15 protein-coding genes are annotated in these 12,755 nt (G+C 40.8%); 9 read left to right on the forward strand and 6 right to left on the reverse strand.

The features are described from left to right. Positions 1 to 101 precede the first annotated feature (101 nt). Together NST09_RS08710 and NST09_RS08715 are read left to right on the forward strand one after the other, a co-directional pair. Entirely contained in the window at positions 102 to 2,027 is a 1,926-nt protein-coding gene (locus NST09_RS08710; protein ID WP_025207377.1) for a T7SS effector LXG polymorphic toxin, read from the forward strand. Positions 2,028 to 2,032: 5 nt separating this feature from the next. Next, the gene (locus tag NST09_RS08715) at positions 2,033 to 2,521 is read left to right on the forward strand and encodes an immunity protein YezG family protein (RefSeq protein ID WP_048003263.1); all 489 of its coding nucleotides are present in this window, start codon (positions 2,033 to 2,035) and stop codon (positions 2,519 to 2,521) included. 69 nt (positions 2,522 to 2,590) lie between these two features. On the opposite strand, the gene NST09_RS08720 is transcribed toward NST09_RS08715, so the two are convergent. Next, a complete protein-coding gene (locus NST09_RS08720) occupies positions 2,591 to 3,052 on the reverse strand; it encodes a macro domain-containing protein (RefSeq protein WP_048003262.1) in 462 nt (153 codons plus the stop codon). Positions 3,053 to 3,229: 177 nt separating this feature from the next. Here NST09_RS08720 and NST09_RS08725 point away from each other — a divergent pair, with 177 nt between their 5' ends. After that, positions 3,230 to 3,361 carry a hypothetical protein gene (locus NST09_RS08725; protein WP_262982663.1) on the forward strand — a complete coding sequence of 44 codons (132 nt, stop codon included), beginning with the start codon at positions 3,230 to 3,232 and terminating at the stop codon, positions 3,359 to 3,361. 57 nt (positions 3,362 to 3,418) lie between these two features. Here NST09_RS08725 and NST09_RS08730 read toward each other — a convergent pair whose 3' ends face one another. Continuing rightward, positions 3,419 to 3,790 carry an iron chaperone gene (locus tag NST09_RS08730; RefSeq protein ID WP_035700892.1) on the reverse strand — a complete coding sequence of 124 codons (372 nt, stop codon included), beginning with the start codon at positions 3,788 to 3,790 and terminating at the stop codon, positions 3,419 to 3,421. A gap of 384 nt (positions 3,791 to 4,174) precedes the next feature. Here NST09_RS08730 and NST09_RS08735 point away from each other — a divergent pair, with 384 nt between their 5' ends. Both NST09_RS08735 and NST09_RS08740 read left to right on the forward strand, forming a co-directional pair. Continuing rightward, a complete protein-coding gene (locus NST09_RS08735) occupies positions 4,175 to 4,828 on the forward strand; it encodes a CotZ-related putative spore coat protein (protein WP_035392640.1) in 654 nt (217 codons plus the stop codon). A 74-nt stretch (positions 4,829 to 4,902) separates the two neighbouring features. Next, positions 4,903 to 5,247, forward strand: a complete 345-nt coding sequence (locus tag NST09_RS08740; RefSeq protein ID WP_008343952.1) for an S-Ena type endospore appendage — start codon at positions 4,903 to 4,905, stop codon at positions 5,245 to 5,247. Here NST09_RS08740 and NST09_RS08745 read toward each other — a convergent pair. Continuing rightward, on the reverse strand, positions 5,231 to 6,082 hold the full coding sequence (locus NST09_RS08745) for a DUF4573 domain-containing protein (protein ID WP_342493548.1): 852 nt from the start codon (positions 6,080 to 6,082) through the stop codon (positions 5,231 to 5,233). The genes NST09_RS08740 and NST09_RS08745 overlap by 17 nt on opposite strands. A 34-nt stretch (positions 6,083 to 6,116) precedes the next feature. Here NST09_RS08745 and NST09_RS08750 point away from each other — a divergent pair, with 34 nt between their 5' ends. The 3 genes from NST09_RS08750 (at position 6,117) to NST09_RS08760 (ending at position 8,550) form a co-directional block, all read left to right on the forward strand. After that, positions 6,117 to 6,509 carry a hypothetical protein gene (locus NST09_RS08750; RefSeq protein ID WP_046343605.1) on the forward strand — a complete coding sequence of 131 codons (393 nt, stop codon included), beginning with the start codon at positions 6,117 to 6,119 and terminating at the stop codon, positions 6,507 to 6,509. A 244-nt stretch (positions 6,510 to 6,753) separates the two neighbouring features. Further along, positions 6,754 to 7,866, forward strand: coding sequence for a tetratricopeptide repeat protein (locus tag NST09_RS08755; RefSeq protein WP_156061585.1), 1,113 nt, complete (start codon positions 6,754 to 6,756; stop codon positions 7,864 to 7,866). Positions 7,867 to 8,328: 462 nt separating this feature from the next. Further along, a complete protein-coding gene (locus NST09_RS08760) occupies positions 8,329 to 8,550 on the forward strand; it encodes a hypothetical protein (RefSeq protein ID WP_008343948.1) in 222 nt (73 codons plus the stop codon). Between the two features lie 39 nt (positions 8,551 to 8,589). Here the strand turns inward: NST09_RS08760 and NST09_RS08765 are convergent, their stop codons facing one another. Both NST09_RS08765 and NST09_RS08770 read right to left on the reverse strand, forming a co-directional pair. Beyond that, on the reverse strand, positions 8,590 to 9,285 hold the full coding sequence (locus NST09_RS08765) for a YoaK family protein (protein WP_017367310.1): 696 nt from the start codon (positions 9,283 to 9,285) through the stop codon (positions 8,590 to 8,592). Between the two features lie 34 nt (positions 9,286 to 9,319). Next, positions 9,320 to 11,185 (reverse strand): DNA ligase D, encoded by a 1,866-nt coding sequence (locus NST09_RS08770; protein ID WP_342493514.1) that lies wholly within the window; start codon positions 11,183 to 11,185, stop codon positions 9,320 to 9,322. 115 nt (positions 11,186 to 11,300) lie between these two features. Here NST09_RS08770 and NST09_RS08775 point away from each other — a divergent pair, with 115 nt between their 5' ends. Further along, entirely contained in the window at positions 11,301 to 12,149 is an 849-nt protein-coding gene (locus NST09_RS08775) for a Ku protein (RefSeq protein WP_342493515.1), read from the forward strand. A gap of 28 nt (positions 12,150 to 12,177) precedes the next feature. On the opposite strand, the gene NST09_RS08780 is transcribed toward NST09_RS08775, so the two are convergent. After that, complete coding sequence (locus NST09_RS08780) at positions 12,178 to 12,621, reverse strand: DUF2188 domain-containing protein (protein ID WP_060832353.1); 444 nt, start codon at positions 12,619 to 12,621, stop codon at positions 12,178 to 12,180. Positions 12,622 to 12,755 lie beyond the last annotated feature (134 nt).

Consider the following 12,755-nt stretch of genomic DNA (forward strand, 5'->3'; position numbering starts at 1 on the left):
AATCCTTCAAAATTGGTTAAAAAACGATAAAGTGGATTAAAGTGTCAAGCTCCTTATGGTATTCTAGTAAAAGAATATGCCATAAAAGGAGTCTTTTTTATATGAAAATATTAGATGCTCCATCTTTACTATCAGCTGTAGAACAGAGATCAAAGGCCTATCATGAGCTTCAAGAAGAAATGAAACTTGTGAAAAAAGCATTAAAAAGTGTGTCGGGCTTAGGTGATGAATTTACTGGAAAAGGTGCAGACAATATCAAATCTTTTTATGAGGATCTTGCGCTGTACACAGACACATATCTTGATTTTATCGATATGCAGAAAGCTTTTTTAGATGGGGTGAAAGGAAAGCTTGATGATGAATCATTAGGCGGGAGTACTTTTATTGATGAGCACTTTTTAGACACTCAATTGAAACAAGGGATTCAGAACAATAAAGATATGGTCAAAGAACAAAAAGAGGCACTTTCCACTATTTTTGATGATATTAGTGATTTAATTGAATTACATACTTTTTCAAGTAAAGAGGTCAATGAACATTTAGACGATGCGAACAAAAAAAGAAAAGTGACCATTGAAGTTTTACATCAAATAGACAATGATTTAAAAACGGAATACGCAAAGTCAGAAGCGGTTGAGAACCACCTCAACACTTTTTATGCAAAGATGATGGCTGCTACTGGAAAAGGAAAGAATGCTCAGCCAATGTATTATGATGCAAAAGCATTTCATGAGACAGATGTGTACAAGAACCATGATCAGATTGATGCTCAAGTGAAAGCCTATTTAAAGGTGAAAAAAGAAGAACAAGAAAAACGAAGAATCAGAGAATTGAAAGAAAAGCTCAATGATCCTTCGTGTCTATCAGAAGCGAAATACTTTGAGATTGTAGATGAGATCGGTTATGAGAATCTCACATATGATCAAAAAATGTATTACAGTCAGCTTCTCCAAATCAAAGCACAGGAAGAAGCATCGGAGGTGTTCATTGATAGTGTAAAAGGTGCTGCAGTGGGTCTATATGATGTGGCAAAAGATACAGTGACCGGAATCTATGATCTTGTCACTGATCCTGGTGGGGCTGTGGAATCAGTCGTAACGGCTGTTTCTCATCCAATTGAAACGTCGAAAGCGATTGGAAAGTCGATTTCAGACTCATTCCAAAAAGAAGTCATAAATGGTGACGCGTATTCACGGTCACACTGGTTCGCCTATGCGACTGGTTCTCTTGCAGAAATTGTCTTTGGTTCTAAAGGGGCAGGAGCCATCACAAAAACAGGGACAACAGCGGCCAAAACAACAGTGAAGAAAGGCCTTGAACAAGGAGCAAAATCATTAAATAGAGTCTCTATTCCGAATCTATTGCCATATTCACCAAAGTTTCAACTAGCAGGTGGAGGGAAACTCCCTTATAACGTGTTTGACGGAGAAAATCTCAAAAATAAACTCCTCTCCATGGCAAAGCGTCTAGACAACAACTCAGGATACGGTATCTCTCAGACAGGCAGAAGATTACCAGCACCCAAATCACCACCGACCCTTGTCAGTTACGGAGAGCACTATGTGCGATGGAAACGCAAAAAGGTATTAAAACCGAATGTCGTTTATTCAACAAAGCAAGGTTACACCTACACAACAGATCACTATGGCCGCATTGTCAAAGTCGAAGCAAGTGATTTAAAATATGGAGAGGTCAAAAGAAACCAATATGCTCAATCCAATTCAGGTAAGCCGGATCGATTGCTGGATGATGATGGTGGTCATTTAATTGCGACTATTTTCAAAGGTTCTGGTGATATTGATAATTTGGTGCCGATGAATTCGCAGATTAATCGTAGTGGCGGGAAATGGTATGAGATGGAACAGAAATGGAGAAAAGCATTAGCATCTGATCCCCCAAAGCGTGTAGAAGTTATAATTGAGCCGAAATATTTAAATGATTCAATTAGACCCTCTGAGTTTGGTGTGTTTTATAGCATAGAAGGAAAAGAAAAGTATCTAATTATTGAAAATAAAATCGGAGGGTGAATAATATGGAAAACATAACAATAGATTCTATCTATCAAAAAATAGCTGAACTTATTCATGATAACATTCCAGTTGAATGGGAAAAAATACGAATGTATACGGAAGTGGTCAAACACGAAGCAGAAATAATTTTTTACTTTAGAAAAAAGGGTGATAAGGAGTTTATTTACGGGCACAATATACCTAAATTATTTAATATCAGTAGATCAATATATATGGATTTTTTAGTTGAATTAACACGATTATTTAGACAGTTAAAAACATTTTATGAAAAAAATAATTATGGTTCATGGACTAATCTCACGCTTGAGATGGAGCATTCAGGTAAATTCTCGATTGAATATGGGTATGAAGATATTTTCTCATTAGGTATTGATGGTGATCAAAGAATAGCTGTTTGGGAATACGAAACGTTCGGATTTCTACCTGAAGATGAGGAAGATAAAGAAGCTGTGCTAAATTATTTGAAAAATAAAGAAGAAAATAACAAATAGTAAATGACCCTCCAAATAAATGAAGGAGGGTTTTTGTAATACTTGTTTCATAAGAATTTATCGCTCTACTTATTTAAACTGATAAACCGTCACTTCACACTCACCAAGAACCTCTTCCATCATCTCTCGAACAATCGTCCAATCGCCGCCTGCCAAGCCGCAGCCGATCCCATAAGGAATGGCGATAGAATGAAGGGGATTCTCTTCATTTAGATTTGTCACTGTCTGTTTTAGATGTTCAAAGCAGCTGCGTAATGCGTCGTCATCTGTTTGTTTTGTTTTTCTTCCGTATCCAACTTGGGCGAATAAGTTGGCAATGGTTTTTCCGTCGCTCGTTGTGATGAACTGGACAGAGCTTAATAAATCATCTCCTTGTTCTGCACATAACCGTTTATAGTCTTTATACACATTTGGATATTTGCTTTTGATCTGCTTTGCTAACCCTGCTCCCATGACACCCTTACAGTTCACCTGATGACAGATGATGTCTTCTTTTGCCTCTAAGATGTTGCCTTCTACCGTTTTAATCATTTTAAGTCATCCCTTTTTGATAAAATAGAAACTTATGTTCTATTATAGCAGTTTTGATGACGTTATTTCATTGCAAAATGCACTTGGACTTTTAAAAATAAGTAGGTCAGAGTGTCAAAAACAGTGCATGCCATCTAAAAGAGTCAAAGATAAAGAACAAACAGTCAGGAGAGCCTTGTGGATAAAATAGAAACAAATCGGTTAATTCTTAGACGGTTTATTGGCCGCTATCACAAAAGGGCGTTAGCCTGCTTCTGTCAAGGCTATGAATGGGTGGAGCAGAAATGGACAGGAGAGAGAACCAAATAAAATGTAAGTCCACGAAAAAACACCCCAATCTGTTATGAAAACAGATCGGGGTGTTTATTATTTTCGCCAAAATGTGGAACAATCTGCTTTGTCTTCAATGTTAAATTCGATGATTTTTTTTAGGAGAGGGTAGTCAATCGGTAAGCTTTCCTTCATCCGAAACATCTTTTTTCCATGGTCATAACCAGCTTGTACAATATCTGTTGAAAAGTGATCAATCCCTTTTCCTTCTGGCGCAACAGAAATGTGGTGTTTTGCGACGCTAAATCCGATAATAAATGTGCCATGATCTGTGAACATGGGCTGATTCCAAGCAATTCTTGGCTCTAATTGAGGGAATGTGTCTGAAATCCATTGTAAGATGTCTTGTGTGCGCTGTTTCAGCTCTGGATGACCGATATTGCTTACATATTCTTCAAAAACCTGCATTGTTTTCATCCTCCATATTCATCAAGCCTCAGACGGGATTCGAACCCGCACTCCTTTCGTAAGCATAGGCTAGGGGGCAACACGCTTCCCTACGGAATTTCACCGACAGGAGTTTCACCTGTCTCAGCTCATTTGCTTTTCGGTGCTTCTGAAACCCTTGCCTTGCGACCCGCTAGCTACAATTGTTTTACGGCGCTCTTCCCTTCTAGAGCTACTGAGGCACGGAAGTTCTTGTTCATATTATATAGAGAAACTTGAAAAATGAAAAGCTATGCTCATCATCTAATCCAATCGCACAAAATAGTCAAAGGCACATATGATAAAAGACCATATAGTTATGTATACAGCATGGAATTGGGCTGATTGAAAGTGACAAACCTGTTGATGAGTAAACTAAAAGAGATAAACAATCAAACAAAATTAGAAGGCTTTACTCACAAACGTTCGATGAGTTCTCCCTTTTTGCTCACCATGGAAGATGGGGAACCTTTTTATTCATGGGTGTTTTTTGAAAGAAGTGTGTTTAAGACTTGCTATTTTTCTTTGAGCTCTATCAATGAAAAGCAGAATTGTGTGCTGTTGGAACTTCTTGTACCGTGCTGCAATAGATCAACATGCTGTCAAAAAGTTTTGTATCGATCCAGTTCGAAAATTCTTGTAGATCTTTCTTTTTTATGTGGAATGATTGAAGTAGAGCTTCCTGTATATGATGCGCTTATTTTAAAGAATATAGAATCTCACCACATCTTTCTTTGTTTTTCCACAACGCCCAGTTCGGTGGAAGTATGGCGGAATGGAACAAAATTTCTCAATACGGCAACTGTTGTGTTGCATCATCAAGATCATCAGGATGTACCAGTCGCAATTAGGATTCAAACTGGTACATTTTGTTATGATCTTCTTGTCCAAAAAGGAGAAAGTCGTGCGATTACTGTGAAAGATGTGAAATTTATCTTGAAATCTCCATCAACTGAAAGTGTGCAAGCACGATTAGACATGCAAATCAACATGGTGCAAAGAAGAAAAATAAAGCTTTGAAGCTGTGATAATCGCACAATCTTCAAAGGTCAATGGATCATAGTCTATCAAGACTAGGTTGAAGGAGGGTTAAAATGGCTATTTTAGGCGGATGTAGTAATGAACAAGCGGGCTTTGTAAATGATGCAGTATGCTTCACACTTGATTTAGCAGCAGCAGCTGATGCAGTTGTCGTCTGGACAGATGGAACACCTTATGTCATAAACGGAACCATCATGGTGGAAAACAATGGGATTGTGGCTGTAGCACCTACCGTGGCTTTAGAGGTAAACGGTACAGCTGTTCCTGATTTCACGGTACCGCCAGGAGAGAGTCGATCCATTACGCTCAGTGATCTGAACTCGATTGGGATTTTAGCTACTGGTGGAACCTCGACTGGAAGTATTGTCGTTTCGTTTTCTCTCAATTATCAGTATTAGTGTGTATGTCTTGAAGATTCCACAGTTTGAAAGTAGTGTGAGACATGTGCGCCCAACTTAATATGTGTGGAGGAATAACTGGTCCAACGGGAGCCACGGGTTCAACAGGAATAACTGGTCCAACAGGAATAACCGGCTCAACGGGAGTAACCGGTCCAACCGGCCCGACTGGAGCCACGGGTTCAACGGGAATAACTGGTCCAACGGGAGCCACGGGTTCAACAGGAATAACTGGTCCAACAGGAATAACCGGCTCAACGGGAGTAACCGGTCCAACCGGCCCGACTGGAGCCACGGGTTCAACGGGAATAACTGGTCCAACGGGAGCCACGGGTTCAACAGGAATAACTGGTCCAACAGGAATAACCGGCTCAACGGGAGTAACCGGTCCAACCGGCCCGACTGGAGCCACGGGTTCAACGGGAGTAACTGGCCCAACCGGAGCCACGGGTTCAACGGGAGTAACTGGCCCAACCGGAGCCACGGGTTCAACGGGAGTAACTGGCCCAACAGGAGTCACGGGTTCAACAGGAGTAACTGGCCCAACTGGTGCAACGGGCTCAACAGGAGTAACTGGTCCAACGGGAGCCACGGGTCCAACAGGAATAACCGGCTCAACCGGAGCCACGGGCTCAACGGGAGTAACTGGTCCAACGGGAGCCACGGGTTCAACAGGAGTAACTGGTCCAACGGGAGCCACGGGTTCAACAGGAGTAACCGGCCCAACCGGAGCCACGGGTTCAACAGGAGTAACCGGCCCGACTGGAGCCACGGGTTCAACGGGAGTAACTGGCCCAACGGGATCGACGGGTCCAACAGGAGTAACCGGTGACACAGGTCCAACCGGTACTAGTTTTACAACTAACTCGATGTACGCATCCAATACGTCGGGAAGTACGGTGCTGGTTGTTTTAGGCGGAACGGCAGTGACGCTGCCTAATAACCAAAGTTTAGATGGATTTACCGTAAGTGGTGGTAATACGGTGTTTACTGTACCTGTTTCAGGGCGGTATTTTATCACGTATCAAGTAAATACAAGCGCTGCACTTCTGGCAGGAACAAGGGTGATTAACAACGGAACACCCATAGCAGGGTCTATTTTAACACCTGCTTTATCTACATCTACCTACAATGTATCTCTCATTACAACACTTGCAGCAGGGAATCAAATTTCTCTTCAAATATTCGGTTTAGTCGCAACCGTAGTATTACTTGGCGGGGGATCTGTTGGAGCGGCATTAACCATTATCAGATTGGAATAAATCCAAAAAGCCCAATAAGGGCTTTTTTTCAATTCAACCGTGTCCTTTAATAGAAAAAAGACGGAATTTTTAGTGTATGCATCATTGACTAGGAGAAAGAAACGCAATAACGAAGGAATCGGTTATTGAAGATTCAAGTGATTCATATTAAAATGATGTCAAATGGACTAATTAGCAATTGCTAATAGAAGTTCCATATTTAGTGAAATCATGTGGTGTAGCTGAAGGTGATTGGGGGTGTAGAATGAGCAAAGTTCCTGTGGCGGAATTGGCATCACTATTAAATGACTGGAACATGGAAATCAAAAAAGATCATGCAGATGAGGCAGAACGGCTATTTGCTAAAGCGAAACAGGCAGTAGAGGAAATTGATGATGCTGACATCCTCATGTATTATTCTCTTCTAGAGAAAAGGCATCATATTCTGATGTACAATTTAAGAGGGCAAAAAGGCAATGTTTCAACGAAAAGTATAGAAGGCCATTATGGGAAAAAAGATGATGATTTGTCTAATCGCCTTGCTTACTATTTTGATTTTTATGAGGGTGTGTATGAACAGCATCAGGGGAATTATGAGGTTGCATTACAGATGTATCAAAGCGCGGAAAAGCTCTTAGATAAAATTCCAAGTGAAATCGAACGCGCTGATTTCGATTTTAAGGTCGCGTGGCTTTACTATCGCCTGAGTCATATCATGCTTTCATTAAGTTATATTCGCAGGGCTCTACACGTCTATAAACGTCACAAGCACTATGAAAGAAGAACTGCACTTTCATATTCTCTTATTGCAGCCAACCTTACAGAGATTGGCAGGTACGAAGAAGCGCTTGAGAATTATCGTTTAGCGGAAGAGGTGTTGACGAGCGAACAGGATGATTTTATGCTGGCTCAGCACCATCATAATGTGGCCATTTTATATTCATTTTGGAATAAACCGAAAGAATCCATCAGCCATCTTGAAAAAGCATTGTCTCATCAAGAGTATTATGATTCAGATTTCTTTTTCCATTCTACGTATCTGATCAGCCGGGAACTCTGTGTGATTGGTGAAAAGCAGCGCGCAAGCCAGTATATAGAGGCTGCATATGCACGAATAAAAGATGCTTCTCATGAAGTGTTTCAGCTCAAAATAGGCATCGTACATGATCTTTACTTAACGAATGTGCCACAAAGATTTCAGCAAATTAATGAGAAATTAAGAAAGTTAGAAGAAAAGAATGAATATCATGAAGTGAAAGAGCTTTCTCACTTTGCTGCAAAGTATTGTGAAAAGCAAGCACTTTATGAGCAGTCTGTTTTTTACTTGAATAAAAGTTTAGAAGCGGATTTACATATGAAAAGAATGGGGTTGATATAAGATGAAAACAGGATTAAAAGTATTATTCGTTGTGGGTTTAGCGGTCGCTGCGGCTGTTTTAACTGAAAATGTAGCGGGTTCTTTCGAAGTAGCAGAAAAAATCATTGGTGGTTAATCACCCAATCATATCTCGCCCTTGTTGATGATCATCAGCAAGGGTTTTTTATATGGGTGAAAATAGGCTCTTCTTATTAAACGCTGCAAGAACGTTTAATAAGAAGAATTCGCAACAAAGGGGGTGTGCAAATTTGTTACCTGCTCCATTATTCTAAATAAACATAGGGCAGAGCAACAAGTTAAAAAGGTCACCTTTCTTTGCTTAATTTAATTTTTTGCAGGACTTTTCATTCAAATTTTATGAAATTGGTCTATTGTACATAGAAATTGTTACAAAAGAGGGAACACCGCTCCATTTGTCACGCATATGATGAGATGAAGTGTAAGTTGAAGGCAGGTGATTGTATGGATCCACGGGTGTATGGAGGCTTTCATGGCGGCGGTTTTAGCGGCGGAGCAGTGGGACCTCATATTGGCTTTGGCGGGTATTATGTGAGCCCTGGCGTGTTCTCGGGCTTAGGAGGTTACCCTGGATATGGGGGGTTCGGGACGTTTTCTGGATATTCTCCATATGGCTCCACATTCATTATGGGGCGTCCTCCTGGTTTTTATGTGAGAAGTTATTAATGTTTCATCACAGTGATTGAAATAGCCATCTAAGATTGGCTATTTCAATTGGTGAAAATGCTTAAATGTAGCTGTGATCACAATAGCCCCTAGGATGCAAATAGGCAGCCAAATGATGATAAACGGATCGTAAGCATCTGTATACGCAGCTAAAGCAGCTCCTAGGCAGTAAAAGACAATAGAACCGATTCGCAGCAAGCTCACATGTTGAATAGGGGCTTTTCTTTTGTCCCGATTTGATAAGCGTTGCGCCAAATCTTCAAATAAGTTAGCAAGTGTACTCGTTAAAACTGTTGTAGAAATGCCAGCGACATTTAATTTACGTGCGGCCGCCGTTTGCATGCCCATCGCCATACTTAAAAGAATAATCAGCATAAAATAAGCACCTTGCGTATAAGGAAAAATGGTCATAAGAGCAAATAGAAGCAAGATGATGACTTCTATGATAAAGATGCGTGTAACGGCTTTTGGCCAAAATGTTTTTTCTTGTTTTCCACCTATGACAACAGCTAGTAAAACACCTAGAACAAATCCGCTAAGTGCCGTGATGGAATGAAGAGCGGTTAACTGCAATGAACTGCCTGCTGCAATGCCAAGCAGTACAATATTTCCCGTCATATTTGCTGTAAACACATGCCCAAGGCTTAAATAGCCAATAACATCCACTATTCCTGCGGTAAGACATAAGAACATCAGTGCAATGTTTCGTATTGAGTGTGCGGTCAAAATAGTCATCCCTTTCTTCCTCTCTAATGAATAAGTGTAACGCTTAATGACCGCGTGTGTCCATTTTATGAGCTGGTAATATGTCCTGCAGCTGATATAAAACTTGTCGAAAAGAATCATCATTCACATGGTGCCTCATTTGACGGAATGGATCGCCTTTTTCCTTTAGACGTTTCATAACAGCCGGCATCGTAAATAAAGAAGGATGACATTCTTCGCTATTTAATTCTTCCCATTCAATCGGTGTTGCAACAAGTCCAAGCTCGTTTCCTCTCGGGGAATACGGGGCGATGATTGTTTTTCCAGCATCATGTTGAAGGTAGTCTAAATATAAACGGTTGCCGCGGTTTTTCTTTAGACGCTCTAGCGTAAACAGCTCGGGTGCTTGTTCGCATAAAAATTGGCAGATGAACGCAGTGAATTGTCTAGTTTGTTCATATGTGAAGGCATTTTTCTTCAATGGGATATAAACTTGCAGCCCTTTCCCACCACTTGTTTTAATAAATGCGGTGAGAAAGAGTCCATCTAAAATGGCCTTGATTCGTTTGGCTGCTTCTATTGCTAGGTGAAACTCTTTAACAGAAGGCGGATCTAAATCAAATACAATTTCTACAGGCCGATCTGTATCTCTCGTTTCAAAAGGAATATGAAATTCCATCGCCAGCTGGTTACCAAGCCAAAGCAACGTGTCAGGATCATTACAGATTGTGTAAGAAATATCGTTCGCTTGATCTGTCTCAACAAAATCAGGCGCATAATCGGGCGTTGCCTTTTGATAAAAAGATTCTCCACCAGTGCCATGAGGAAAGCGTATTAACGTAAGACGTCTTTCACGTAAAAAGGGTAATAAATAGGGAGCGGCTTGCCTCAAATAAAGTAAGTAATCTGCCTTTGTGATATGAAGGGCAGGTACAACCGGTTTCTCTGGGTGGGTGACGTCAATCATAGCTGGAAGCGGATAAAGCTGTTTGAGCATGTGTTGAAAGGTACACGTTGCTGGATCTGCATCGAATAAAAACGAAGAAAACCGGGGCTCTCGTAAGGCTGATCCATCAAAAGAGATACAGGCAATCTTTGCGACAATGGATGGTGGGATTTCATAATGTGATGCTCCAGTCATTTGACCTTTGGTTAGAAATAAGGTGCGCAGGGTTTGTTCTTCTTCTTTAGAAAAACCATGCTTAAATTGGACAACCTCTACGAGATTCGTTTCTTGATAAAGACATCCTTGAAAATAGCCATTGTCTTTATCAAAACGAGTCACGATGACAGATACATACCGCCAATTTTTGATTTTGAGCCATTCTTTCGAGCGGGTATGCTCCTGCCATTTACTCATCTTCTTTTTAGCAACTAATCCTTCCGCTAAATAGGTCAGCATGATTTTTTTCATGTCATCAGGGCTGCTATCGGTTTGGATGATTTGAAGAAGAGAGGGGTGATTCAGCTGAACGGAGGGAGGAAGATTTGCAGCTTGGAACACCTCATGCAGCTCAGCTTTTCTTTCAATCAGCGGTAAATCAACGAGGGATTTCCCTTTGCATCTCAATAGATCAAATGCAATCAAATGACATGGAAACCGCTTAGCCTGGCGTTGAATGGTTTCTGTGTTTTTCAGGCGGCCTCTTTGCTGAACTTTAGTAAAGTCGCTTTCTTGTTCACTCAGTAAAAAGACCAATTCTCCATCTAGGGTCAGCGGTAAAAAAGGTGCAAGCTGCTTTGTTAGTTGCTGGCACTGCTCAATGACTTCAGGAAATTGTTTGTTTAATCGTTTTCCCGCTCTGCTCTCTAAATGGATGGCGTCTTTTTCCCAAATAAGAATGGCCCTGAAGCCGTCATATTTTAATTCATACAGCCAGTCTGCTCCAACAGGAATACCATGTGCAGACGTTAAACGCATCGGTTTCATTGTGTTTTTCACTTCCTTACATCATGTGTTCTTATGGTGGGATGAAATTTTCATAAACATACATAACTCTGATGAAAACATTACATAGTAAGGAGAAAAGAACGGAGGCGTTACGATGCATACAGTATGGAAGGGCGGCATTAGCTTCGGACTGGTGAATATTCCAGTCAAGCTGTTTACCGCTACAGAAAACAAAGATATTAAATTAAGACAGCTTCATAAAGAATGCCATACGCCAATTAACTACAAAAAGGTTTGTGCTAACTGCGGCGAGGAGGTAGCGCCAGAGCAAATTGTAAAAGCGTACGAGTATGCCAAAAATAAATTCATTGAATTGGATGAGGAAGAACTCGAAAGGCTGAGAAAAGAAAATGAAGAAAAAGCCGTCGAAATTATTGATTTTGTGAAGATAGAAGAAATCGACCCCATCTATTATGAAAGAAGTTATTTTCTATCTCCAGATACCGGCGGAGCAAAGGCTTATTCATTATTAAGAAAAGCGTTACAAGAATCAGGGAAAATCGGTGTAGCCAAGATCATGATTCGCTCAAAGGAGCAATTAGCGATTGTTAGGTGCTACGAACATATTTTACTAATGGAAACCATTCATTTCCCTGACGAAATTAGGCAAGTATCAGACGTCCCCAATATCCCGCAAGAGGAAAACATCGTGAAGAAAGAGTTAGATACAGCACTCCTTTTAATTGAGCAGCTGACCACCACATTCGATCCAGCCGCTTATCGGGATGAATACAGAGAGCAGCTGATGAATGTAATTGGAGACAAAATCTCTGGAGAACATACCGTTCAGCCAGAAACGACAGGTAAAAAAGAGGCTTCATCCAATGTCACCGATTTGATGGCCGCTTTGCAGGCTTCTATCGATCGATCAAAACCAGAAATAACGAAAAAAGCAGCACCTAAGAAAAGAAAAGCACCCGCTAAAAAAGAAAAGAATGCATAAAGAAAAGACCGCTCCCCAAAGGGCGGTCTTATTTTGGCTTCACCACATCCTGAATCGTCCCGTCTGTTCGGTGGATGACAACTGCTGTTCCTTTTTTAGATGAAATCTCTTTCGCGCGGTCGATGGCTTCCTGTTTCGTTTCTTTTACCTCACTTGCACGCTTCGCTTTTTCAGTTTGAACCGCCCAGCCTTCATCATGTTTCACGACATGCTGCGCATGATCCATGAGCTCAGGTCGTGCAGAGCTGCTTTTCTTAGAAGGAGTCACAGAACCATGAGAGTGAAAGTCCTCCATTTCTTTTTCCGTCGCATTCTTTTTCCACTCTTTCGCTTGATTGATCGCAATTGGAATCGCTCTACCTTCTTCATAGCCTTCCTGCACCATTTTGTTGGAAATCTCAAGTGCTTTTTTTCGAATGACTTTGTCTAGTGATTGGAATGAAGCTGGATAATCTTCCATTGTCCAAGGCATATTGAACGCTCCTTTCTTTTATTTGAACACCTTCCCCCATATGCAATGGATCAAACATTTAACCATCTCAATCCAATGGCTTGGTTGAAATACATCGTTTTGCTGAGGAAGAATGTTTTCAATTCCTGCACAAT

This window comes from Bacillus sp. FSL W7-1346, from assembly GCF_038593335.1.
GTDB lineage: Bacteria > Bacillota > Bacilli > Bacillales > Bacillaceae > Bacillus > Bacillus altitudinis.

Excerpts from the sequence above, each read along its gene's own strand:
- NST09_RS08780 (WP_060832353.1), bottom strand. The coding sequence starts at position 12,621 with ATGCCTTGGACAATGGAAGATTATCCAGCTTCATTCCAATCACTAGAC.
- NST09_RS08775 (WP_342493515.1), top strand. The coding sequence starts at position 11,301 with ATGCATACAGTATGGAAGGGCGGCATTAGCTTCGGACTGGTGAATATT.
- NST09_RS08755 (WP_156061585.1), top strand. The coding sequence starts at position 6,754 with ATGAGCAAAGTTCCTGTGGCGGAATTGGCATCACTATTAAATGACTGG.
- NST09_RS08770 (WP_342493514.1), bottom strand. The coding sequence starts at position 11,185 with ATGAAACCGATGCGTTTAACGTCTGCACATGGTATTCCTGTTGGAGCA.
- NST09_RS08765 (WP_017367310.1), bottom strand. The coding sequence starts at position 9,285 with ATGACTATTTTGACCGCACACTCAATACGAAACATTGCACTGATGTTC.
- NST09_RS08735 (WP_035392640.1), top strand. The coding sequence starts at position 4,175 with ATGAGTAAACTAAAAGAGATAAACAATCAAACAAAATTAGAAGGCTTT.
- NST09_RS08715 (WP_048003263.1), top strand. The coding sequence starts at position 2,033 with ATGGAAAACATAACAATAGATTCTATCTATCAAAAAATAGCTGAACTT.
- NST09_RS08720 (WP_048003262.1), bottom strand. The coding sequence starts at position 3,052 with ATGATTAAAACGGTAGAAGGCAACATCTTAGAGGCAAAAGAAGACATC.
- NST09_RS08710 (WP_025207377.1), top strand. The coding sequence starts at position 102 with ATGAAAATATTAGATGCTCCATCTTTACTATCAGCTGTAGAACAGAGA.
- NST09_RS08740 (WP_008343952.1), top strand. The coding sequence starts at position 4,903 with ATGGCTATTTTAGGCGGATGTAGTAATGAACAAGCGGGCTTTGTAAAT.
- NST09_RS08750 (WP_046343605.1), top strand. The coding sequence starts at position 6,117 with ATGTACGCATCCAATACGTCGGGAAGTACGGTGCTGGTTGTTTTAGGC.
- NST09_RS08760 (WP_008343948.1), top strand. The coding sequence starts at position 8,329 with ATGGATCCACGGGTGTATGGAGGCTTTCATGGCGGCGGTTTTAGCGGC.
- NST09_RS08730 (WP_035700892.1), bottom strand. The coding sequence starts at position 3,790 with ATGCAGGTTTTTGAAGAATATGTAAGCAATATCGGTCATCCAGAGCTG.